The organism is Pseudoalteromonas rubra, from assembly GCF_005886805.2.
GTDB classification, from domain to species: domain Bacteria; phylum Pseudomonadota; class Gammaproteobacteria; order Enterobacterales; family Alteromonadaceae; genus Pseudoalteromonas; species Pseudoalteromonas rubra_D.
This window is the reverse complement of record NZ_CP045429.1, coordinates 670,768-694,813: the sequence shown is the minus strand read 5'-3', so window position 1 is coordinate 694,813 and position 24,046 is coordinate 670,768. Positions and strand designations below refer to the sequence as shown.

Here is a 24,046-nt window from a genome sequence, read left to right as displayed (position 1 = left end):
CAATCAATGTGCGGCCAAAACCTGTGTGACAAGCTCATTCAATTTGCCTGGGTCACTCCCCGGTCCAACGACCAGCAATTTACTCCCCGTAACCAGCTCGCCCTTGAATGGCCGTATCGACACAGCCCCATCCGGACATCGCTCAAAGTAAGTATAATCAGAACTTGTGCCAATTCGAGTGCAGCCTTTCACGCGCAAAATGCTCTCGGGTATTCGCGCACACAAAGCCTCAATACAGGTTTCATCAGGTAAAGCAGGTAACGCCACAGAGCAGGACGCCCAGTGTGATTTTTGATGCTCAAATGCATCGACATTACCCGACACAGGTGACAACTCCGGCAGCTGCCAAAGTGCAAGCTCACTGACACCCTGAATTGTCGCGTTTGGGTTCACCTGGTGAAGTTCATCCTTAACCGTCTGTATACGTGCTTCAGATAAGCCGGTGGTATGTGTGAGCACAATGAGCGAAGAGACCTGCACCTGGTTTGCCTCCAGCGCATTGTGCTCACCTCGGCACTGCCAGTTTTTGGCATCGACCACCGCGATCTGTACCGGGGGCTTGAAGCGTTCGTCCAGCCCCACACCAAGAAACCCCATTAAACGACAGGCATCGGATGTGCCATTCGCTTCAATCAAGGTGATCCCTCGCTTGCGCTGTGGAATACGATTAATGCTGTCGCGCAGCGCCGTGATGCCGCTGCAACAAATACAGCTGCCGTCGAGCGGTTTTAACGCCCCTTCGCTGAGCTGTTCGGCCAGTTGTCTGGCATCCAGCTCGGCATGTTCATAATCATTCAGGATCACATAAGGGTCCCAGTCAGCTTGCTGAACCTCAAGCAGCAGACGTTTTAACAGCGTGGTTTTACCCGCACCCAAAAAGCCAACCAGTACAAGGATTGGTTCCATACTTACATTGCTCTCCTGCCAACTTACAAACACTCATGACCTGATAGTCATCTGACGATAATCCAGTGCAGTCAAATAGTAACACACTGTGACTTTACCACTCAGTCAATAAAATCCAGCGTGAGCAACAAGCGCGCTTCTCCCGCTGCGGGGGCAGGTGAACGGTGCACCAGGGCGCCCTCTTCATTGCCAAGCCAGCCAGATCCTTTCAATAGCGCAACATCACCTGTATTAAGTTGCTGAATGTCGGATTCAGATGCGTAGATTCCGGATTCCTGGTCCTTTTTACCTTTGCTACCGGCACCAAGCTTGCTGCGATCGACTGTATCGTGAGGCAACCACTGAGAGGCCACACCGCCCAGCGTACTCACCAGCCTACAAGGTATGTGATCGACATGGAACTTAGGACACATGGCTTTATTGAGTATCGTGAGCCTGAGTCCGGCGCGCTTTAACTCAAACAGAGTACAAAACATATCCACCAGCATCGCCAGGTGCTCAGTCAGCGCGGGCTTATCAACAAGCAACGCCGAGGCGGCGTGCAATTCGCCTATCGTTTGCTCGGGAGTCGCCGCAATCGACAGCTGCAACTCGCTGGTACTGCTGAGTAAATTCGTCACTTCTGAATTAAGCGCCTGAGTCAGCGTGCATTGCCAGACACTCAGGTTAATATCTTCGCGATAGATATCCGTCAGAACGTTCGGCTCAGGGGATATGGCAGCATACCGATTGGCAGGGATCATTGAATTGTCATTGGTGGCTAAAGCACGGGTCATGGTCTTCTCCTACATCTGAACCGAGTTGTGCGGCATTCACAACAAAAGATACAGTATAACATATCAGAGAATTTCAAACAGAGTAAGGACTGCCCGCAGGCAGCCCTTCAATTGCGGGTTTTATGGTGCGACATTGAGTCCGCGACGCTTAAGCAGCGCTTCGGTGGTTGGCTCTGCACCACGGAACGCTTTATAAGACTCCATCAGGTCACGAGAGTTACCCACTTCGAGAATGTTCTTGCGATAGTGCGTACCAATCTTACGGTTTAGCCCGCCCTGAGACTGTACATAAGCAAAGGCATCCGCCGCGAGGATCTCACTCCACATGTAGGCATAGTAACCCGCTGAATAGCCGCCACCCATTGAGTGCGCAAAATAAGCCGATTTGTATCTGGGTGGTACATAGTCGATGTTCACGCCATGCTTGCTCAATGCAGCTTGCTCGAATTCAACCAGATCCTGCAACGGCGCATTAGCTGCCAGTGCATGCCACTCCATATCCAGCAACGCAGCCGCCACATATTCCAGCGTGTCAAAACCCATATTGAAACTGCGGCTGGCAATAACCTTTTCTAGCAATGCCTTCGGAATGGCTGCTCCAGTTTGATAATGCTTAGCGTAGTTCTTAATGACTTCCGGGTGGATAGCCCAGTCTTCTTCAAAAGTTGACGGGAACTCAACAAAATCACGCGACACAGACGTCCCCGACAGCGTCGGATATTTAACCTGAGACAACATACCGTGTAGGCCGTGACCCAGCTCATGGAACATAGTGGTGGTTTCAGAATAGCTCAGCAGGGTCGGCTGACCTTCGGGGGCTTTTTCAATGTTCATCACATTCACCACCACCGGGCGCTCCTGGTCAAGGCCTGATTGCTTCACAAACGAACTCATCCAGGCGCCACCGCGTTTACCTTCACGGGCAAAGTAGTCGGCCATAAAGATAGCCAGGCTGGTACCGTCCGCGTCAAACACTTCATAGGCTTTCACATCCGGGTGATAGACCGGAATATCGGTGCGTGGCTTAAAGGTCACGCCATACAGGCGCTCCATAGTGAAGAACAAGCCATCTTCCAGAACCCGATCAAACTCAAAATAAGCTTTCACCTCAGATTCATCCAGGTCGAACTTATCCTGACGCACCAGATCGGCGTAATACAACCAGTCCCAGGCAGCCAGTTCAAAGTCGCCACCCGTGGCGCGAATTTTGTCTTTGATGGCCTGCGCTTCCGCTTCAACGTTTTTCAGCAAAGCTGGGACCATGCTGGCAAACATGTCGTAAACCGCAGTTGGTGTTTTAGCCATTTGTGCATCCAGACCATAGTGAGCCCAACTCTGATAGCCCAATAAAGCAGCCTTTTTCGCTCTCAGCTGTGCCAGTTGTGCAACAATTTCACGGTTGTTATTCTCACCAGCTAAGCCGCGTTCAGCAGAAGCACGCCATACTTGCTCACGCAACTGACGGTCTTTCAGCTTAGCCAAAATAGGCTGGCGCGTGGTATTGGTAATTTTGATCAAGTACTGACCCGGATGCCCGGCTTGTTCAGCCGCTTGTGCCAGCTGCGCGATATATGCGTCTGTCAGGCCAGCCAGTTTTGCTTTGTCTTTAACCAACACCACGTTGCTCTTTGACATGGCCAGTAAGTGCTGCGAGAACTGCGTCGTCAGTGAAGACAAAGCCGCGTTAATTTCACGGATCTCTTTTTGTTGCGACTCAGTCAGCTTGGCGCCTGCTCTGACAAAATTTTTATAATAGACTTCTGTCAGGCGCTTTTCTTCTGCACTCAGGTTAAGCGCATTGAGCTGGCCGTACACCTCTGCCACTCGCTTATAAAGTGCTTTGTTCAGATAAATATTATCGTAGTGGCCCGCCAGCTTAGGTGCCATTTCAGACTGGATCTCACGACGCTTCGCGTTTGAGTCGGTACCTGATAAGTTGAAAAACACGTCCTGCGTGCGCTTTAGTAACTCACCACTTCGCTCTAATGCAACAATGGTATTACTAAAACTGGCAGAGTCTGTCTGGCTAATGATGGCATTCACTTCGGCCATTTGCTCAGCCATGCCTTGCTCAAAGGCCGGCATAAAGTGTGCGTCATCAATGCGGTTAAAGTCGGGTGATTGATATTGCAAGGTGCTTGCTACCAGTAATGGATTGCCCTCAGTTACCGTCGCAGACGCCGCCGTTTTTTGCAAGCCTGACGTACGATCCCCGCCCGTGCAGGCCGTCACAAGTAAGGCAGAACTCACTGCCAGTGCAAGTAACTTTTTCATCGTCGATTCTCTCATCTGTAAAATAGAACGGATATGTTATAATATAACAAAACAATCAACAATCTTTGTTGCGCTAAACAGACCTATATGTGAGTTGGGTACGCAAAGAAAAGCACGCGCACTGTTGATTGGGCCTGCGTCGTGGCCCATAGAAACGGCCTTTAGTTTTGTTTATCTCTACAATTAATCAGGATACCAATGGCACGCTTAATTAAACACGCCACCTTAGTGAATGAAGGTAAGCTTTACGTTTCTGATCTCAGAATTGAAAACCAGTACATTGCCGAAATTGGCCCGGATTTATCGGCCAAGCCCAATGAAACAGTCATCGATGCCCAGGGCATGTGGCTGATGCCCGGCATGATAGATGATCAAGTACACTTCAGAGAGCCCGGCCTGACCCACAAAGGCTCAATAGCCAGTGAATCGGCCGCAGCCGCAGCCGGCGGGATCACCAGTTTTATGGAAATGCCCAATGTTTCCCCTTCCACCACCACCCGACAAGCACTGGCAGACAAACAAGCCATTGCACAACGAGATTCCGTTGCAAACTATGCATTTTACCTCGGCGCCACGCCTGATAATTTAGATGAGATCAAAGCCGTTGATCCACGCCAGGTATGTGGTGTAAAAGTATTTATGGGTGCATCTACTGGCGATTTACTGGTGGAGCACCCCGCAGCCCTGGACGCAATTTTCAGAGAATGCCCCACCCTTATCGCCACACACTGTGAACAAGGTTCGGTGATCCAGCAAAATAATGCACGCATTGAGCAGCAATATGGCACACCGCAAATCATCCACCACCCAATGATCCGTGATGATGAAGCCTGCTATCAGTCGTCTTCTTATGCCGTTGCGCTTGCAAAAAAATACCGTACCCAGCTACACGTCCTGCACTTAACCACGGCAAAAGAGCTGAACTTATTCAGCACGGCACCTTTGGCAGAAAAGCACATCACAGCCGAGGCCTGTGTTCATCATTTATGGTTTAACCAACAAGATTATCCGGCCCTGGGCAACCTCATCAAATGTAACCCGGCCATAAAAGCTGAATCGGACCGGCTCGCGTTGTTAAAGGCCCTGCATGACGGCCGCATTGATATCATTGCCACCGATCACGCCCCGCATACCTGGCAAGAGAAAAACGTGCCCTATCCGCAAGCACCGGCAGGTCTGCCACTGGTTGAACATGCCTTACTGACCCTCATGGAGCAGGTTAAACGTGGTGCAATGACGCTTGAGCAGGTGGTGGAGAAAACAGCACATAATGTTGCAACCCGCTTTGCCATTGATAAACGGGGTTTCCTCAGAGAAGGGTATTTTGCCGATCTGGTGCTGGTTGATCCAAATCACGCAACTCACGTACAACACGAACAAACCCGTTACCTGTGTAAGTGGAGTCCGTTTCATAACACCACTTTCTCACATCAGATCCGTGCGACCTTTGTTAATGGTGCAATGGTGTTTGATGGTGACAAGGTCAATACCGAGCACAATGCCGCGCAGGCGTTACGTTTTAACCGTTAAGTGAGACTCATAAATAATGATGCAACTCCCCGATATTGCGACCCATTTTGAGCCAGACAGCCAGAGCCCGCTGAAGTGGGTTGGGATGGAAAAAATCGCACTACCCATGCAGGTGCGCTGCGATCAGACCAGCGTCAACATTAACACTCTGATGGACGTTTTTGTCAGCCTGGACACTGGCGCAAAAGGCATTCATATGTCACGCCTTTACCTGCTTGCCAACGAGGCATTGGTAGGGACTGAACTCACGTTCGCACAGCTGGACAAAGTACTCAAAGGGATAGTCGCGTCTCAACAGGGTCTCAGTCAGTCTGCCAAGTTGGTGTTAAAGTTTGAGCTGCCACTGAACAGACCGGCTCTGAAAAGCAACTACAGCGGCTACAATGCCTATCCGATTGAGTTGCATTGTGAGCACCTTGAAGGCAAAACCCACTGCAAACTTATCAGCACCATTACCTACAGCAGCACCTGCCCTTGTTCAGCAGCTTTGTCTCGCCAATTACTGAGCGACACGGTCGAGCAGCAGTTTGCCGATCAGGACAACATAGACAAAGCGCAGTTACTGGCATGGCTCAAAGGGCCACAGGGGTCAGTCGCAACGCCACACAGCCAGCGCTCATTTGCCTACATTGAAGCCGATCTGGCTGGCGGTCACTTACCCGATCTGGCGCACTGGCTTGCGCTGTTTGAGGAAACGCTGGCAACGCCAGTTCAAACGGCGGTTAAGCGCGAAGATGAGCAGGCGTTTGCTGCACTGAATGCGAAAAACTTGATGTTTTGTGAAGACGCCGCACGGCGTATCAAAGCAACACTGGAGTCAATCACAGAAGTCACAGAAGTCACAGACTACCAGTTTAAAGTTGAGCACCAGGAAAGCCTGCATGCACACAATGCTGTGGTTTACGACCGTAAATCTTAAGGCACTAGCACACCCACGTAACGAATTACGTGGGTGTTTATCGCTACTGGATGCGGGTAAACGTCATTTCCCAGTTGGTTTCCCAATGCTCACCACCATCTTTAGAAAATGCCTGTGCCCAGGTTGGTTGTTCCGGGTTCGTGGCATCCCAAATAAAGCATACCTTGATGGCCTGACCATGATACTCCTCGTCGGCATAAAAACGCCCTATGCCATCGGTGAACGCGCCCACCACCGGTGTATCCAGCATGCCAGGATTACGCCCATCCAGCCACCAGATAGACCACAGGCCGGTGCTTGCATTGAATGAACGGATTGCCTTGGCTCTGACAGATCCCTCTGGAAAATGCAGGTGGTTATCTTCTACATTGCCAAATCCGCCGAGTGTGTGGAGTGTTGATGACTCCCCTTTAAACTCAATCCACTCATCTCCTCCATTCAGTATGTCTTTTAAACGGCGGTGCTGAACTGACCACTGGCCAACCATAAAATCGAAATCTCCAGGTGCGCCAGGTGCATTGCTTTCAAGCATAATAATCCCTTGTTTTATTATCATTATCGAGCGTTACTCTAGCACTTGGACTGTATAAGTAAACAGTACTTTTACGACGAAATCTCGACATTTTCAGACAAGGTATGAGTCGGTTTTAGCCCGGTAGACGAGGTCAGTAAACGACTCATAAACCAAATAAACACCTCGCTTTGGCCGCTTAACTCACATTCCCCGTCACACAAACTTTGCAGTAGCATCCGCACATCCAAACGCATCAATGCAGCCAGCGCATTGCTATTAAGGCAATGTATGCGGCACACCGGTAACCCAGCCTTTGTCGCCTCATTCGTGGTAACGGCATCTTGCGACAAAGTCAAAGTATACCTGCTGTCTGGCGTGCTCAATTCAAGCTGTAACTCAGGGACTTTGCCTGACTGCGTTTCTCGCCACTTTTCCAGGTAAGCGGCAAAGGAGCACCACCAGTCATTCAGTCGCGTTGTTTCGAACCAGGATTTTGGTTGTACAGCCGCAGCGCTGGCAAATACCGCCTCTACCTCCTGCACGGCTTCGCGCAGTGCCACCAGTGTGACATCCACATCTTGTTTAGTATGTGCCGCAGAGCAGATAAACCTTAAGCGGCCACGCCCCGTTTCAACAATCGGATAAGTCACCGCTGAGGCCTGAATACCTTTTTCATACAAGCGCTGTACAATCGCATACAGCTTGTCTTTATCAGCAAAATGCGGCGTGACAATCGGCCCGTCTCCACTGCCTAAATCAAAGCCGGCGGCACTGAATTGAGCTCGCATGTAGCGGGCATTCTCCCATAGCCGTTCACGCAGCGAATCATCCTGGCTGATGCGCTGCAGTGCACTAAGTGCCGCTGCAATGTCAGCCGGGCTTACAGAAGCCTGAAAGATATAGGCTCTGGCAGACGCCTTGAGTAAATCAACATACTCAGCTCGGGCGGCCACTACACCGCCCAGACTGCCCAATGACTTACTCAGCGTGGTCATGATGAAGTCAACCTCTTCGCTGACCCCCTTTGCCGCACAGATCCCCGCGCCATGCTTCCCGTAAAACCCAAAGGAGTGGGCTTCATCAACCAGTATTAAAGCCTGATAACGCTTAGCGGTGCGTACAATTTCTGCCACAGGTGCCGCGCCTTCCCCCATGCTGTACACGCCCTCGATAATCACTAACACAGTGCGATAGGGAGAAGTTTCGCTCTCCAGCACACAGGCCAGATCATCCACATCGTTGTGCTTAAAGGTGCGTACTTTGGCGCCGCACAAGCGTGCGCCATCAACAATAGAGGCGTGACAGAGCTGGTCGATCACCACCACATCGTTTTCACCCAATAAGCCCGCGACGGCCCCAACATTGGCGGTATACCCGGTGGGAAATAAACAAGCGGCGGGTTTACCCACCAGCGCAGCAAATTGTTGTTCAAATGCCAGATGCAGATCGGTTAACCCGGACGCAGCCGCCGAAGTGCCCATGCCGGTGCCAAACTCAGTGACGGCCTGACATGCGGCACCGACTACCTCTGCATCCCGGTTCAGGCCAAGGTATAAATTTGTGGTCCAGATAATCGCCTCGCGTGCATCGCTATGATGCGCATCTGCAACCGTGCCACGAGTGCCACTTCCTGAGCGCAGCACTTTGCTATAGGGGTTAGCTCGACGCTTGTTGACCAATTGCGTGGCTGCCTGTACCACATTACTTTTATCGCTAGCCGACCAGGACGGCGCCTTGGCCACAGCAAACGTCGGATGGCTGGCGCGTAATTGAAATTGCAACTCAGCCAAAGTGTCACGCAATGGTTGCTGAATCTGCAATACCTCATGACCATTTGACGCCTTTAGGTGCTGAGCCAGACGCTGAGGCGTATTGAATTGATAAATGGCCTGCACCGGGCAGCGCAATTCAAGCAGATTGCTCAGACGGTTGCTCAGCTCCAGCGAGGTTAATGAATCCAGACCCGCCTGCTCAAAAGTCTGCGATTGCACAGCATGAGCGCTGTGGCCCAACAGAGTACTTAACTCGTCACAGATCACAGCAATCAGTGCCTGCTCCGAGTCGGCAACTCTGGCGGATCGCCGTGGCTCTGGCTCTGCCGACAGCTCAGGTAAGCTGTTGCGATCTAACTTACCGTTGGGCAGGTACGGCAAGGCCGTCAGAAAACATACGCTTTGAGGCACCATGTGCTTTGGCAAATGCCGCGCCACGTAAGATAAAATCACATCTGTACTTACAACTTCTCCCTCATCGCAGACAACACAGGCCTGTAACCTGGCCTGCACATATCCTCGCTGTAACACATTCACAGCGGCGGCGGCAATACCCGGCATAGTGTTCAGAATCGCTTCGATTTCCTCCAGCTCGATGCGAAAACCGCGAATTTTGACCTGCTGATCGACACGGGAGATAAAGCGCAATTCTCCGCTTTCTGTCCACTGACACACATCGCCGGTTTTGTACAAACGTGGCTCCACAATGCCACTATCCGGCGCTGGTGTGATAAAACGCGTCGCTGTGCGTGAGTCGTCAAACAGATACCCGGCAGCCAGTTTGTCACCCGCCAGATACAACTCACCCGCTTCACCTTTGGAAACAGGCTGCAACGCATCATCAAGCACATAAGCACGGGTGTTAACGACAGGCTGCCCAATGGGGATTTCTGCCATGTCCGGATGCAATTGTACAGCCGTTGAAAATACCGTGTCTTCTGTTGGCCCATAAACATTGATAACACGCAGAGTAGGCTGCTGCGCATAGACTTGTTTTACCAATGCGGGTTTAAGTACTTCACCACCAAAAATCAAGCACCGCAGTGTGTCTGGAAAGGTATAGCCACTGAGTAAGGCCCGCAGGGCTGAGGGCACACCGATGCAGGTTCGAACCCGGCCAGCACTCGGTAAATCTGGCAGTGCCAGAATATTTTTCGCCAGGATCACGGTCCCCCCCAGCAATAAGGTGCCTAAGATCTCCATCACTGAGGGATCGAAGCACACCGACGTCGCCGCCAGTACACCACTCAGCTCCTCTTCGTTTAACAGCGTGCCCATGGCCTGTGTCATGGCAAGCACGTTACTCTGTGTGACTGCCACACCTTTTGGCTCACCGGTCGACCCTGAGGTGTAAATCACATACGCGAGGGCCTGCGACTCCAGTTCAGGAGATGGCAGAGAGGGCAACTCATCACCGATGTCAGCCAGCGAAATTTGTCCAGGCATACTCTGGCATAATTCAGCCGACGTGTTGCTATCAACGATAACTGCGGCAGCCTTACTATGTGCTAGCATATAGTCAATTCGGGTACGCGGATAACTCGGATCCAACGGCACATAAGCACACCCGGCTCTCAACACCCCGAGCAAAGCAGCCACCAGCTCCCAGCTACGCTCCATACACACACCGACTAATGCACCGGGCTCTATCTCATGGCTCACCAGCTTAGCCGCAATGGCCCCGGCACGCCCCCACAATACCTGATAGCTAATCTCCTTCGTCCCATCAATCAGTGCGATTTTTTCTGGGTTACGCTGTACCAGGGCGGTCAATGTAGCGGCAATAGAATGCGTGATGCTTGATGTATCACACACTCTCAGCTCTTTTTCCCGATGTGTGTGCTGATCGGATGAAACTGAAGTGCCAGTTAAATGGTCCATACCTATTTCCTTTATTGTTATTGTCAACCTTGTCACTCTTCGAATTTAAGCGGAGTGATTTACGCAGCTTAACGATAGTATTGGTGTTTGATGTGACAACAGGCACTATAAAAGCGCTATTTTTATACACATAAATTCAACACAGACATTAACATTTACTTAATCAAATAAGCCAGTAACCCCCCTGACCGGGTACGGACTTTTGTCTGCTTGTTTTTTACGTTCAACGGGGTATTGTGAAGAATTCATAAAAACGTATGGGAATGAGGATATGAGTATAGTTTTAACGACCCAGTGCCGAGATGATGTGGGGTTGATCGCCAAAGTAACCGGGCTGTGCTTTGAGCATAATCTGAATATCGTGCGCAACAATGAGTTTGTTGATAACGCAGGCGAGCGCTTTTTTATGCGCACAGAACTGACCGGGACAGTCAGTGAAGCATTTTTACCACAGCTTCGTAATGCACTCCCAGACGGTGCCCAGGTGCATTTACACGGTAATGAAAAAACCAAAGTAGTCCTGCTCGCAACCAAAGAAGCCCATTGCCTGGGTGGTATGCTACTGAAACAGTACGAAAATGCCTTTAATGTCGAAATCCAGGCGGTGATCGCTAACTACGATACGCTTAAGCCACTGGTGGAAGGCTTTGGCGTGCCTTTTCATCTGGTGTCTCACCACGGCCTGACCCGGGAGCAACATGACGATGCCATGGCCAAAGTGATTGAGCACTATCAGCCCGACTTTATCGGCCTGGCTAAATATATGCGCGTCCTCAGCCCTGATTTTGTTGCGCGCTTTAGCAATCAAATCATTAATATTCACCACTCTTTTTTACCTGCGTTTATTGGCGCAAAGCCGTATCACCAGGCCTTTGAGCGAGGGGTAAAAATCATTGGTGCGACTGCACATTTCGTTAATGATGAGCTGGACGAGGGGCCAATCATTATGCAGGATGTCACCCAGGTGAGCCATGCAGATAGCGCAGAAGCCATGGCAAAAATGGGTCGGGATATTGAAAAAGTGGTATTTTGCAAAGCCATTCAGCTGGCAGCAGAACATAAGCTGTTTATCAACGGCAACAAAACCGTCGTGTTTGCCTAGCACACAACACAACGCCAGCATCCTGGGCTGGCGTTTGACACGCTCCTGGCTCGCAGCTAACTCGTACTTTCAACCGGTTCCAGTTGCAGCTTAGCAGCAATTAGCACGGCCTGTGTCCGATTATAGACACCCAGTTTACGGAATATCGCGGTAATATGTGCCTTGACCGTCGCTTCTGAAATATTCAGTTCATAAGCGATTTGCTTGTTGAGTAGGCCTTCGTGCAGATATTGCAGAACCTTGTATTGCTGGGGTGTCAAAGAAGCAATTTGCTGTGCCAGCTGCTTGTCTTCGCCGTCGAGTTCGGCAATCTGATCTTTCAGGCTGGCAGGCAACCAGACATCCCCTTCGAGCACCTGATTCAGTGCTTCAACAATTTCTTGTGATGATGACGCCTTGGGAATAAAGCCCATGGCACCATAGCCCATCACTTTAGAGATCACATTCAGGTCTTCACTACCCGACACCACCACGATAGGCAAACTCGGGTAATCTTCACGGATCCGGATCAGGCCATATAAATCGCCATTGCCCGGCATATGTAAATCCAACAACAGCAGATCCAGCTCTTCCTGTTCGGATAATTGTTGCAAGGTTTGCTCAAAGTTCTCAGATTCGAAAATCTCTAACCCGTCAAACTGATTCTGCAGTGCCCCCTTTAATGCTTCGCGAAACAGAGGGTGATCGTCCGCAATTAAAAACTGGTTCATGCTTGGCTCCTAAAAAATCGGCTGTCATTTCGACAGCCGATATAGTAGGTCAATATTTTGTCATAATTCAAGCGATTAACGCCCAATTAACGGTTTAGTCTGTTTTCGATCAATTCATCGACCACGCTAGGGTCGGCCAAAGTCGAAGTATCACCCAATTGTTGATACTCATTGGCCGCTATCTTACGCAGAATACGACGCATGATTTTACCGGAACGCGTCTTAGGCAGACCCGGTGACCATTGGATCATATCCGGTGACGCAATCGGGCTAAGCTCTTTGCGTACCCAGTTGCGCACTTCCTTAGTCAGCTCGTCGGTGACGGCAACCCCTTCGTTTGGCGTCACGTATACATAAATGCCCTGACCCTTAATGTCATGGGGATAACCCACAACCGCCGCTTCTGCGACTGCTTCGTGTGCAACCAGGGCACTTTCAATCTCAGCGGTGCCCAGACGGTGACCTGACACATTGAGTACATCATCCACACGACCGGTGATCCAGTAATAGCCATCTTCATCGCGACGACAGCCATCCCCCGTGAAATACACGCCCGGATAGGCCGAGAAGTAAGTTTGTTCGAAACGTTCATGATCGCCATACACTGTGCGTGCCTGCGAAGGCCAGCTGTCCAGGATCACCAGATTCCCTTCCGTCGCACCTTGCAATGTATTGCCCTCTGCATCGAACAAGGCCGGCGCGATACCAAAGAATGGACGGGTCGCCGAACCCGGTTTCATATCCGTTGCGCCCGGCAGTGGCGTGATCATGATGCCACCAGTTTCAGTCTGCCACCAGGTATCCACGATGGGGCACTGGCTGTTACCAATCTTCTCGTAATACCAGCTCCAGGCTTCCGGGTTAATCGGCTCGCCTACTGATCCCATAATGCGCAAACTGGTGCGTTTTGAGCTGGCAATTGGCTCATCGCCTTTCGCCATTAAGGCACGGATAGCAGTCGGTGCTGTGTATAGGATAGTGACATTGTGCTTATCCACAACTTCACCGATGCGTCCTGAACTTGGGTAAGTCGGGACACCTTCAAAAATAACCTGAGTGCAGCCATTTACCAGCGGACCATAAGCCATATAACTGTGGCCGGTGATCCAACCTACATCGGCAGTACACCAGTAAACATCGTCGGCTTTAACATCAAACACATACTCATGTGTCATGGATGAATAAACCAGATAGCCACCGGTCGTATGTACGACCCCTTTTGGCTGGCCGGTTGAACCAGACGTATAAAGGATGAACAGAGGATCTTCGGCATTCATTGGCTCAGGCTCACACTCACTGGCAACATCAGCCACCAGCTCATGCCACCAGACATCGTGCGCTTGCCATTCCACCTCTCCACCGGTGAGCTGATGCACAACTACATGTTCAATGCTAACACCGTCCTGGCTGACCGCTTCATCCACATTTGCCTTAAGCGGCACACAATTACCACCACGACGGCCTTCATCTGATGTAATCACAACTTTTGCACCCGAGTCTTTGATCCGATCAGCAATCGCTGAAGGTGAAAAGCCACCAAACACAACCGAGTGAATAGCACCAATACGGGCACACGCCTGCATGGCGTAAATTGCCTGTGGCGTCATTGGCATATAGATGGCAACACGGTCGCCTTTTTGGACACCCAGCTTCTTCAGGCCATTGGCCAGTTTTGCCACTTCATCGTGCAGTTGCTGGAAGGTGATATGCTCACTTTGCGTTGGGTCGTCGCCTTCCCAGATCAGCGCGACTTTGTCTGCATTGTCTTTCAGGTGACGATCAATACAGTTGTAAGAGGCATTCAATACACCATCTTCGTACCATTTAATGCTGATATGGCCTTTGTCAAACGACGTATTCTTTACTTTGCTGTAAGGGGTAAACCAGTCAAGGCGCTTACCATGCTCCGCCCAAAACGCCTGAGGATCGTCAATGGATTCTTGGTATAGCTTTGTATATTGATCGTTATCTACCAGCGCTGCGTTCCTGATGGCTTCAGGAACCGGATAAATGCTCTGTGACATAGTCATCTCCATGTTGATTTTTGGCCAGACGGCGATGCACCAAGGATCGCCCACTCTTTTTATATTAAGTATTAGACCTTAGTTGTACTTGCACCTGTATTGCAAACATAGTAGACAAACCGGGCACTTCTGCAGATGTACGACAGGCGCAAGATACACAATACAGAGTCGTTTCCTTCTGACATCCCACCTTAGTCGTATAGACCAAAGGTTAATTGAGTAAAAAGCCGTCATCAACAACATTGAAGAACACGAAGCACATTCGCTGACCTCACCCCGGGTTTGTCTGCGCAATCCGGAGCAATGTATACAGGAATTCAACTATGACAACAGCAAAGAAAAATAACTTAACGCTTAGTGCCCTGGCCGTGCAAACCGCGTTACTTGGCGGCCTGCTCACAGCCAGTGCCAATGCGGCTGAGCTGGGCAGTACTGAAGTAAAATATGGTGGATACATTAAGCTGGATGCTATCTGGAGTGACTTTTCCGATGGCAGTTTAGGCTCACAGCATATTGGCCGGGATTTCTATGTCCCTGGTACCACTCCTGTTAGTGGCGGCGAACCTAAAGATGCGGTCTTCGATATGCATGCCCGTCAGTCGCGCTTCAACCTGTCTACAGATACCAAGCTGGATGATGGTAGCAGTATTAAAACAAAAATTGAGCTGGATTTTATCGCCTCAACCGGCGGCAACGAGCGTGTGACTAATTCTTACTCACCACGAATTCGTCAGGCGTATGTCACTTACAAAGGTTGGTTGTTTGGTCAGGCCTGGTCTAACTTCCAAAATGTTAGCGCCCTGCCTGAAACCCTGGACTTTGTCGGCCCGGCTGATGGCACCGTGTTTGTTCGCCAAGCTATGGCCAAATACACCATTGGTAACTGGTCTTTTTCAGCGGAAAACCCGGAAAGTACCATTACCTCTGAAGGTGGCGCGCGCGTGGTAACAGACGACGCCAGTATGCCTGATTTTACCGCTCGATATACCTATAAAGCGGACTGGGGACACCTGGTGGTTGCCGCCTTAGGTCGCGAGTTGACCTATAAAGTCGCCACGGCAGATGAAAGCGAGACCTCATTCGGGATCAGCGCATCTGGTCGTATCAACTTTGGTAAGAACAACCTTAAGTTTATGCTGACACAAGGCCAGGGCCTGGGTCGTTATGTGGGCCTCAATGCAGCACATGGTGCGGTCTATGATGGCAAAGACCTGCATGCAATTGATTCGACCTCCGGATTTATCGCCTACCAGCATTACTGGAACCCACAGTGGCGTTCGACCTTCCTGTATTCTTTCTTGTCTGCGGATAATGACAAAGATCTACTTGGTATCACCATAGATCCCACAGAGTCGACCACTAGCTATAGCGCGAATATCCTCTACTCACCGGTTAAAAAGCTGACCTTTGGTGCGGAATATAAAGTCGCAACACGTGAAACTGAAAGTGGCGCAGAAGGCGATCTGGACCGCCTCCAGTTCTCCGTAAAGTATGTTTTTTAATACCAATTTGCTTAATTAAGTGTTCCATTTTGAAGCGAGAAAATGGGGTCGATAACAAGACAAAAATTTGTGAACTTATGTCTAAGGTATAAGGCTCTAAATGAGAAATTTTTAACGCCGTTAGCGTCCTATTTGCTCCTTCAAATTGAACAGGTATTAAGTGAAATTGGTATAAACTCCCGCAACAAAAAGCCCGCATGATGCGGGCTTTTTATTTTTAAACTGTGTGTTCAGTGCTTACAAGGTTGCTTTTCGCTCGTTGTAATACTCAATCAGCTTATCGACAGCTTCCTGACAATACTCCCGTACGCCTGCAACCACCATGTGCTTTTCGCCCTGACCGACCAGCTCATCACCGTGGAACAGATTAAATCGCAGGACGATTTTGCCGCGTTTCCCTTCAAAGGAAAACTCAGGCTCCGCCGGTTCAAGAGTCACCGACTCGATGTCCAGCTTATCCAGGTGAATCGACATTGATTCGTAGATCACCATAGGACGCGCAGGGTTGATCATCACGTCTTGTTTGCCCATCAATGGAATAATCACATGTGGGAAAGTCGTGCCCGAAAACTCTACGTAGTTACGGATCAGGCTGCTGGTCAGGCTGTCACATTGTTTGATTTCACCACTGCGTTTCACCGACAGCATGACCTTGTCTTCTGAGGTGATATCAAAAGCATCACTCAGCGGTGGAAACTGTAGACGGCTGGTTTCATCCACCATGCCGACAAAATCAAAATGCATATTCTCACTCACACCGTAGCGTTCCAGGACTAGTGAGAACAGCAGATCACCCGGTACACAGAATTTTTTAGCATCCACATCGTGCAAAGGGTTAAAGTCATCCGCCACTTGTTTAGCGAACTGACTGGCCTGCTCGCGGCTAATTGCCACGCTATCCATTTCTTGCTGGTAATAAGGAGTTAGCATAATTCACTTCTGTATTGCGTTAAAACCGCACTATGTTAGCAGAATTATGACCCACAGAGGTCATATCTGTTTAAGTTTCCTTAAAAAGACGTTTTTATCTGTTAAAAGTTTAGTAATTGCAACAAGTTAACAAAATCAAAATAAAGCCATAAGGGGTTCATACCCCCACGTCAGCAACAACACCGCACTGAATACAACAAAGATACCATAAGCCAACAAACCACTGCGCATCGCCGGCGCTGCTGCAACTGGCTCAGTTGTCTTACCCGTGAGCAGCGGCTTAACGAGGTTTTTGCCTCTCAGACGATAGAGCACAATCGCACTAATATGCACGGCAATGGCAATCAGCAAAATGTCGATATTGGTATGATGAATATCACCCGCCAACTCAGCCCAACTATAAGGCACATATGAAACCAGTGGCCCTTCAACCAAAATATCGTCGGTAGTGAACAACCCAGAGATCAACTGCACCATGATCAACACAAAAAATGCCAGTACCATGAGGCTACCTGCCGGATTATGACCAACAAACGGGGCTGAAGATTTCAGCGAAGCAAGCACGGCTTTTGGAGAGTGGAATAAGCTGCTGAGTTTTGCCGTCTGGCTCCCGATCAGGCCCCAAATCAAACGCGTCGCCATCAGTGCCAATAACAGGTAGCCTGTTACAAAGTGGATTTCCAGCCAGCCTTCTTCGCCACTGAAATACAGCACCGCAATGCCAATGACCAGTAGCCAGTGAAAGCCACGTATGAATCCGTCCCAAACTTTAGTTGCCATGCTATTTACCCCGCGTGATATTAGTTACAACCCCCGAAGGGTATCACAGCCGGGAAAAATACGTGAATTCGGGGCGAAGATTTGCGCTCATCGCCCCGAACAGTGAGATTAATATGCAAGATTCTGAGGTTACAGGCACGCAGCCACAATGGCGCGTGATTTGCTCAGGTCAACCTGCTGATGCTCTCCCAGTGCAACCATACCATGACGCTCCAGTTGAGCGACGATTTTATCCACCGCCTCTTCACCGACACCATAGTCACTGAGACGCGTTTTCATGCCCAACGACTGGAAGAAGGCTTCGGTTTTCTCAATCGCCTGATCAATCGCCTGTGCTTCGTCACTGATATCCAGGCCTAACACACGCTCTGCGTATTGCAGCAATTTGCCTTGTTTACTGTCACGTTGTTCATGCATTACACGTGGTAAAACAATGGCCAGAGTCTGAGCATGGTCCAATCCATAAACGGCTGTTAATTCATGACCAATCATGTGAGTTGCCCAGTCATGCGGTACCCCCGAACCAATCAGCCCATTCAGAGCCATGGTCGCTGACCACATTACATTAGCGCGAACTTTGTAGTCCACCTCGTCTGAGAAGAGTTTCGGGCCGTCTTCCATCAAAGTCAGCAACAGACCTTCTGCAAAACGGTCTTGGACTTTCGCATCAATGGGGTAAGTCAGATACTGTTCCATCACATGTACAAACGGATCGACCACACCATTGATCAACTGACGCTCAGGCAATGAGCTCATTACTGTGGGATCCAGCACCGCGAATTTAGGCTGTACCTGCGGTGAGGCAAACGGCAGTTTGTCGTTGGTTTCTTTGTTTGAGACCACACTGAAGCTGTTCGACTCAGAGCCAGTTGCAGGTAAGGTCAGCACGACGCCCAGATCCAGTGCCGATTCGATTTGCGCCCCTTTGGCCAGAATGTCCCAAGGCTCACCCTTAAACTCAGCCGCCGCCGCAATAAACTTACTGCCATCAATGACCGAGCCACCGCCAACAGCAAGCAAATAGGTATATCCTTGTTGACGAATGACCTCGACCGCCTGCATACAGGTCTGATAGCTGGGGTTTGGCTCAATACCACTGAACTCACCCCAGTGATGATTGGCCAGCGCATCACTTACCTGCTGGTATATGCCATTGCTTTTAATGCTGCCACCACCATAGATGACCAACACTTTCGCGTCAGCAGGAATACTGTCCGACATAGCGGCAATCTGACCTTCTCCAAAGAGGATCTTCGTTGGGTTATGAAAACTGAAATTCAGCATGCTTTGTTCCTGTTAGTTTGTGACTCGATATAAAACGACTCTCAGTCTAGCCTGACAGACTGTCATGATCATTAGTTCACTGGCAAATTAATTTTGCCATACTGCAACAATACTAATACCATATTAATCTTACTTGCACTGGAGAAATAAAAATGTGGCAAGGGCTGGATATCTTTCTCGCCGTCGTTGAGCAGGGCAGTTTCAGTAAAGCCGCTCAGGCACTGGATGTATCAACTTCACATGTGAGCCGCCAGATCCAACAACTGGAGCAGCGACTGGGCACTTTGTTGCTGCAACGCACCACACGCAGCATTAACCTGACCGACGCAGGCAAGCATTACGCAGCCAAACTCAAATTGATCCAGCAAGAACTCAGCGAAGCCAATGATCAGCTGCTGGGTGGCCAGCAAATACCGAAAGGACACATTCGCATTACTGGTGCCGGGGATTTCGTCGCCAATACGGTTGCGCCGGTGATTGCCGAGTTTTGCCTTCAGTATCCGGAAGTGACCGTTGAGATTGATTTCAACAACCGCAACGTTGACCTGGTTGAAGATGGCTTTGATCTGGCGATCCGCTTTGGCCGCATGCGTGACTCCAGTCTCATCGCCCGTAAGCTAACACCCCGACCAATGACCCTGGCTGCCAGCCCTCGTTATCTTGATGCTCACCCAGCCCCCACACATCCGCATGCGCTGGCTCAGCATAATTGCCTGCTGGCCGCAAATAATCGATGGCGTTTTATCATTGATGGTGAGATTGAAGAAGTCAAAATCAACGGCAACTGGCGAACGAATCACCCACATGCCCTGTTACAGGCCTGCCTGCAAGGACTGGGGATCTCTCATCTGGCACGCGACATTGTCGAGCCGCATCTCGCCTCAGGTGCACTGATCAGCCTGCTGGATGAGTTTCAGGTCACCGACAACGCCTCCTGGCTGGTTTATCCGCGTAAAGATCTCATGCCCTACCGCGTGCGCCTGCTTATCGACTTTCTCTTGGAGCGGTTTCAGTCCACATAGAAAAGCTTTGACTGAATAAAACTTGATCTATGTGGTCTGTTACTCTAAATTACATCGCACACGATATAATCTTGAGAGATTTTAAATGACAACACTATATGAGTTCAGTGCAAATACACTGCAAGGACAGCCGTTTGAGTTTAGCAGCCTGCAAGGCCGAGTCGTGCTGGTTGTTAATACTGCCAGCCAGTGCGGATTGACCCCCCAATATGAGGGACTTCAGGCGCTGCATGAGCAATATGGTTCGCAGGGTCTGAGCATCATTGGCTTTCCCTGTAACCAGTTTGGCCAGCAGGAGCCCGGCAGTGCCAGCGAGATTCAGCAAGGCTGCCTGATCAACTATGGCGTGGATTTTCAGATGATGGAAAAAATCGACGTGAATGGTGCACAGGCACACCCGTTGTATGCTTATCTTAAAGACGCTCTGCCCGGCCTGTTTGGTAATAAAATTAAGTGGAACTTTACTAAATTCCTGCTGGGTAAAGATGGCCAGCCATTAGCACGCTATGCGCCAACAACAAAACCTGAGAAAATAAGTAAAGACATCGAAAAAGCATTAAGCGCATAGAATGAAAGAGCAGCCCTCGGAACTACGTCTGGACAATCAATTGTGTTTTAGCCTGTATGCCGCATCGCGGCAGGTCACCCGGCTTTATCAACCGCTGTTGAAGGCGCGCGGCCTGACGTATCCGCAATATATTGTACTGATGATCCTCTGGCAGCAGGATGGGTTACTGGTGGGAGAAATTGGCAAACGCGCGCAACTCAATAGCAATACACTTACGCCACTGCTTAAAAGGCTGGCCCAGCAAGCATTAGTCACGCGGGAGCGCTCAGAACGTGATGAGCGTCAGTGTCATATTTACCTCACAGAAAAAGGCAAAGCACTGGAGGCTGACTGTAGCTGCATTCCCCAACAAATGCTGGCACAAACCAAAATGCCACTGGCAGATCTGCAACAGCTCAAGGCACTCCTGGATGGCTTTTTAACGAGTCAGTTAGATGCTGATTAGCCATAAAAAAGGCTGAACCTCAGTTCAGCCTTCTATTCCAACCCGTTTCATTACCCCGTCAATCGGAAGGGCATAATGTGAGTTGTTCGCCGTTACCCTATGCTTGGGTATTCACGGTATGCTTTTTCCAGCTTCTTCGCTTGCTTCTTAGACACACCCAGGTGATTTAATGCCACCCGTAAACGCGCACGAGACAAGTCTGATCCCAGGATCTCCATGGCATCCACCACAGAGGTCGACGAGGTCTTGCCAGTAATGGCAACGAAGATTGGCTCCAGGAAGTCCTTGATCTTCAATTCGTGGAAGGTCGCTACAGACTTAGCCACGGCGAAAACTTCACTCTTGTTCCACTGACGCAGCTTGTCCAGTTCCCAGATAAAGAACTGCAGTGCCTGACGCACGGTGTCTTCTTCTGCTTTGCCCGCAGTTAATAGTGCCGGATCATACTCAGGGATCCCACCAACAAAGTGACCTGCCAGACCAACCAAATCAGACAAGGTATTAATGCGGGTTTTCGCTTCTGGCAGCACTCGCGCCAACATCTGGCCATTGAGCTTCCAGTCAACAAAGCGTTCAATCAGCTGTTCATCGCTGAGATCTTCACGGATCCACAGGCCATTTAGCCAGCTTAACTTATCGATATCAAATACCGGACCACCCAAAGACACGCGCTTCATGTCGAAGTGTTCAATCATTTCAGCCAGCGTAAACTTCTCACGCTCATCAGGCATAGACCAGCCCATACGGCCCAGATAATTCAGGACCGCTTCTGGCAGGTAACCCATTTCTTTATAGTAGTTAATAGAAGTCGGGTTCTTACGCTTAGACAACTTCGACTTGTCCGGGTTACGTAATAATGGCAGGTGGCCAAGAACCGGCGCTTGCCAGCCAAAGTCTTCGTACAGCTTGAGCAGTTTCGGCGCTGAATTGATCCACTCTTCACCACGGAAGATATGGCTGATCTGCATATGGTGATCGTCAACCACGTTGGCCAGGAAGTAAGTTGGGAAGCCATCCGCTTTCAGTAGCACCTGCATGTCGACATTTTCCCACGGGATCTCAATCTCACCACGCAGGTAGTCGTTAAATTTAAAGCTGCCTTCTTCTGGGATCATCATACGGATCACATAAGGTTTGCCCGCATCCAGGTTTGCCTGTACTTCTTCCTGAGTCAGTTTCAGACCACGGCCATCATACTTAGGACGTAAACCCTCGGCCATTTGCTGCTCACGCATTTCGTCGAGTTCTTCAGCCGTCGCAAAACAATAAAACGCCTTGCCTTCTTCCACCAGCTGATGAGCATATTTTTTATATAAGTCACTGCGTTCAGACTGACGGTAAGGACCAAAATCACCGCCGACATCCGGTCCGTGATCCCACTCCAGGCCAAGCCAACGCAGGCTGTCCATAATTGCTTGCTCTGACTCCGGGGTGCTTCTTTGCTGATCGGTATCTTCGATACGCAGAACAAATTCACCACCTTGCTGCTTGGCAAAACAGTAGTTGAATAACGCAATATAGGCTGTGCCTAAGTGGGGATCGCCCGTCGGTGACGGTGCAACACGCGTGCGGATAGTCATGTTTTTTCTCTTAAATTGTGTCTAATGAGGTCATGGGGCTAATGCTAGCATAGCCCCTTGTACGGGCAAACCGCTGACAGCCAGTATGCCGGATGTCGAGATTAAGCGGCTTGCTCAAGCTTTTGTAAATAGTCAACAATGTCGTTCGATTCATATAGCCAGGTTACCTGGTTCTGCTCTTCAATTCTCAGGCAAGGTACTTTGATTCTGCCCCCCTGCTCTTGCAGCTCCTGACGATATGCCTGATTATTCTTGGCATCACGGGTTTCCAGTTTCAGGCCTTCCCGCTTGGCGGCACGACGCACCTTAACGCAGAATGGGCACCCTTTGAATTGATACAGTTTCAGTTTGGCGGTTTGCGCATCCAACTTGGCTTGCGCCTCTGCAGGGCGCTTTTTACTGCGCGGGGTAAAGATAAAATCAAACAGTAAAATCAGGCTGCCAAGCAGCATACGGATTAATTTCATTGTCATACTCCAGAATTCTTGTGGCGCGTAGAATACCACAGAATTGCCGGAAAATTGGCACCGAATGACTTAAAAAAGTTCAATATCTGAGGTCGTAACCTGTAAAGAGACGCCCTCCAGCGTGCCATAAAAAACGACCCGGTCCCGGCCATGTTGTTTGGCATGATACAGCGCCATATCGGCCTGGTTAACCAGCTCGGACACTTGCATCACATCCGTCACATCCGTAAAGCCAACACTCAGGGTCACCTGGCCCACCTGAGGAAACGTCACAGAACGGATCACGCCGCGTACGCGATCTAACAAAGATTGAGCTTCGCTATCATTGTGCGCCTGAAACAAGACTGCGAACTCTTCGCCTCCGTAGCGAAACACATAGTCCTCGGCTCGAAAATTCTCTTTCAGATGCTGAGCGGTCAATAAAATCACTTCATCCCCTATGACATGACCAAAGGAGTCATTGACGCGCTTAAAATGGTCTATGTCGAACAAGGCCAGATACCAGCGACGCGGATCCGGCTCTTCTCGGGGCTGCAAAAAGCCCTGGCCTGAGGCGATTTCGAGGACCTTCTCATCAAAGGTCTGGCGGTTGAGTAATTGAGATAAGGGGTCAATACGGGCCAGTGCCAGTGTATGTAGCTGATGAAAAAACACATTCATCAAATGTGCAGTCAGATTGCAACTAGCCGGGGTTAACGCCTCATAGATCCACAGCAATCCAATCACCTGGTCATCAAGCCGTAACGGCATACAGGTGTAGGATTTACTGATGAGCACAGGTTTGCCCATACACAGTTGGGCTTTCTCGAGCATCTCTTGCAATGCCATGGGTTCGCTGACATGTTGCTGATAAATCAGCTTTAGCGCTTCTTTGTTAGACAAGCTAGGGCGAATAAAAAAACTCAAGGGTTGTTCTGGCAGCAGCGACTGTAGAATGTCGCAAAACTGCTGATACAATGCCTGCTCTTCTTTCAGCTCTAACAAGCTAATGGTGTATTCGTGTCCGCAAGTGGAGGTAGTCACGTAATTGCCCGGTATTCAGACCCAACTTAAAGATTAG

At 49.9% G+C, this 24,046-nt stretch carries 20 protein-coding genes; 7 read left to right on the top strand and 13 right to left on the bottom strand.

Annotated features, from left to right (window positions below; translation table 11 throughout):
* Nucleotides 1-3: 3 nt before the first annotated feature.
* The 3 genes from CWC22_RS03060 to CWC22_RS03050 form a co-directional block, all read right to left on the bottom strand.
* Nucleotides 4-906, bottom strand: coding sequence for a GTP-binding protein (locus CWC22_RS03060; protein ID WP_138536110.1), 903 nt, complete (start codon nt 904-906; stop codon nt 4-6).
* A 101-nt stretch (nt 907-1,007) separates the two neighbouring features.
* The gene (locus CWC22_RS03055; RefSeq protein ID WP_138536108.1) at nt 1,008-1,682 is read right to left on the bottom strand and encodes a DUF1826 domain-containing protein; all 675 of its coding nucleotides are present in this window, start codon (nt 1,680-1,682) and stop codon (nt 1,008-1,010) included.
* A gap of 120 nt (nt 1,683-1,802) precedes the next feature.
* Nucleotides 1,803-3,956 carry a M3 family metallopeptidase gene (locus CWC22_RS03050; RefSeq protein ID WP_138536106.1) on the bottom strand — a complete coding sequence of 718 codons (2,154 nt, stop codon included), beginning with the start codon at nt 3,954-3,956 and terminating at the stop codon, nt 1,803-1,805.
* 198 nt (nt 3,957-4,154) lie between these two features.
* On the opposite strand from CWC22_RS03050, the gene CWC22_RS03045 reads away from it, so the two are divergent.
* Nucleotides 4,155-5,486, top strand: a complete 1,332-nt coding sequence (locus CWC22_RS03045) for a dihydroorotase (RefSeq protein ID WP_138536104.1) — start codon at nt 4,155-4,157, stop codon at nt 5,484-5,486.
* A gap of 16 nt (nt 5,487-5,502) precedes the next feature.
* Nucleotides 5,503-6,405 (top strand): GTP cyclohydrolase FolE2, encoded by a 903-nt coding sequence (gene folE2 / locus CWC22_RS03040; RefSeq protein WP_138536102.1) that lies wholly within the window; start codon nt 5,503-5,505, stop codon nt 6,403-6,405.
* Between the two features lie 43 nt (nt 6,406-6,448).
* Here folE2 and CWC22_RS03035 read toward each other — a convergent pair whose 3' ends face one another.
* A complete protein-coding gene (locus CWC22_RS03035) occupies nt 6,449-6,937 on the bottom strand; it encodes a DUF1579 domain-containing protein (RefSeq protein WP_138536100.1) in 489 nt (162 codons plus the stop codon).
* A gap of 71 nt (nt 6,938-7,008) precedes the next feature.
* The gene (locus CWC22_RS03030; protein WP_138536098.1) at nt 7,009-10,572 is read right to left on the bottom strand and encodes an amino acid adenylation domain-containing protein; all 3,564 of its coding nucleotides are present in this window, start codon (nt 10,570-10,572) and stop codon (nt 7,009-7,011) included.
* Nucleotides 10,573-10,843: 271 nt separating this feature from the next.
* Between CWC22_RS03030 and purU the strand changes: the two genes are divergently transcribed.
* Nucleotides 10,844-11,674 (top strand): formyltetrahydrofolate deformylase, encoded by an 831-nt coding sequence (gene purU / locus CWC22_RS03025; protein ID WP_125558235.1) that lies wholly within the window; start codon nt 10,844-10,846, stop codon nt 11,672-11,674.
* Between the two features lie 56 nt (nt 11,675-11,730).
* Here purU and CWC22_RS03020 read toward each other — a convergent pair whose 3' ends face one another.
* On the bottom strand, nt 11,731-12,384 hold the full coding sequence (locus tag CWC22_RS03020; protein ID WP_138536096.1) for a response regulator transcription factor: 654 nt from the start codon (nt 12,382-12,384) through the stop codon (nt 11,731-11,733).
* Nucleotides 12,385-12,470: 86 nt separating this feature from the next.
* Entirely contained in the window at nt 12,471-14,408 is a 1,938-nt protein-coding gene (gene acs / locus CWC22_RS03015) for an acetate--CoA ligase (RefSeq protein WP_058797189.1), read from the bottom strand.
* Between the two features lie 323 nt (nt 14,409-14,731).
* Here acs and CWC22_RS03010 point away from each other — a divergent pair, with 323 nt between their 5' ends.
* Nucleotides 14,732-15,910, top strand: a complete 1,179-nt coding sequence (locus CWC22_RS03010; RefSeq protein ID WP_125558241.1) for a DcaP family trimeric outer membrane transporter — start codon at nt 14,732-14,734, stop codon at nt 15,908-15,910.
* A gap of 237 nt (nt 15,911-16,147) precedes the next feature.
* On the opposite strand, the gene CWC22_RS03005 is transcribed toward CWC22_RS03010, so the two are convergent.
* From CWC22_RS03005 to CWC22_RS02995, 3 genes are all read right to left on the bottom strand, one after another.
* Nucleotides 16,148-16,840 (bottom strand): DUF3581 family protein, encoded by a 693-nt coding sequence (locus CWC22_RS03005; RefSeq protein ID WP_138536094.1) that lies wholly within the window; start codon nt 16,838-16,840, stop codon nt 16,148-16,150.
* 135 nt (nt 16,841-16,975) lie between these two features.
* On the bottom strand, nt 16,976-17,620 hold the full coding sequence (locus tag CWC22_RS03000; protein WP_138536092.1) for a cytochrome b/b6 domain-containing protein: 645 nt from the start codon (nt 17,618-17,620) through the stop codon (nt 16,976-16,978).
* 129 nt (nt 17,621-17,749) lie between these two features.
* On the bottom strand, nt 17,750-18,904 hold the full coding sequence (locus tag CWC22_RS02995) for an iron-containing alcohol dehydrogenase (RefSeq protein ID WP_138536090.1): 1,155 nt from the start codon (nt 18,902-18,904) through the stop codon (nt 17,750-17,752).
* A gap of 152 nt (nt 18,905-19,056) precedes the next feature.
* Between CWC22_RS02995 and CWC22_RS02990 the strand changes: the two genes are divergently transcribed.
* From CWC22_RS02990 to CWC22_RS02980, 3 genes are all read left to right on the top strand, one after another.
* Entirely contained in the window at nt 19,057-19,926 is an 870-nt protein-coding gene (locus CWC22_RS02990; protein ID WP_138536088.1) for a LysR family transcriptional regulator, read from the top strand.
* Between the two features lie 85 nt (nt 19,927-20,011).
* A complete protein-coding gene (locus CWC22_RS02985) occupies nt 20,012-20,494 on the top strand; it encodes a glutathione peroxidase (RefSeq protein ID WP_138536086.1) in 483 nt (160 codons plus the stop codon).
* Nucleotide 20,495: 1 nt separating this feature from the next.
* Nucleotides 20,496-20,939, top strand: a complete 444-nt coding sequence (locus tag CWC22_RS02980) for a MarR family winged helix-turn-helix transcriptional regulator (protein ID WP_138536084.1) — start codon at nt 20,496-20,498, stop codon at nt 20,937-20,939.
* Between the two features lie 92 nt (nt 20,940-21,031).
* Here the strand turns inward: CWC22_RS02980 and gltX are convergent, their stop codons facing one another.
* The 3 genes from gltX to CWC22_RS02965 form a co-directional block, all read right to left on the bottom strand.
* Nucleotides 21,032-22,519, bottom strand: coding sequence for a glutamate--tRNA ligase (gene gltX, locus CWC22_RS02975; protein ID WP_138536082.1), 1,488 nt, complete (start codon nt 22,517-22,519; stop codon nt 21,032-21,034).
* A gap of 101 nt (nt 22,520-22,620) precedes the next feature.
* Nucleotides 22,621-22,986, bottom strand: coding sequence for a glutaredoxin family protein (locus CWC22_RS02970; protein WP_010383201.1), 366 nt, complete (start codon nt 22,984-22,986; stop codon nt 22,621-22,623).
* A gap of 69 nt (nt 22,987-23,055) precedes the next feature.
* Nucleotides 23,056-24,009: a GGDEF domain-containing protein gene (locus tag CWC22_RS02965; RefSeq protein WP_125558256.1), complete on the bottom strand. Its 954-nt coding sequence runs from the start codon at nt 24,007-24,009 to the stop codon at nt 23,056-23,058.
* Nucleotides 24,010-24,046 lie beyond the last annotated feature (37 nt).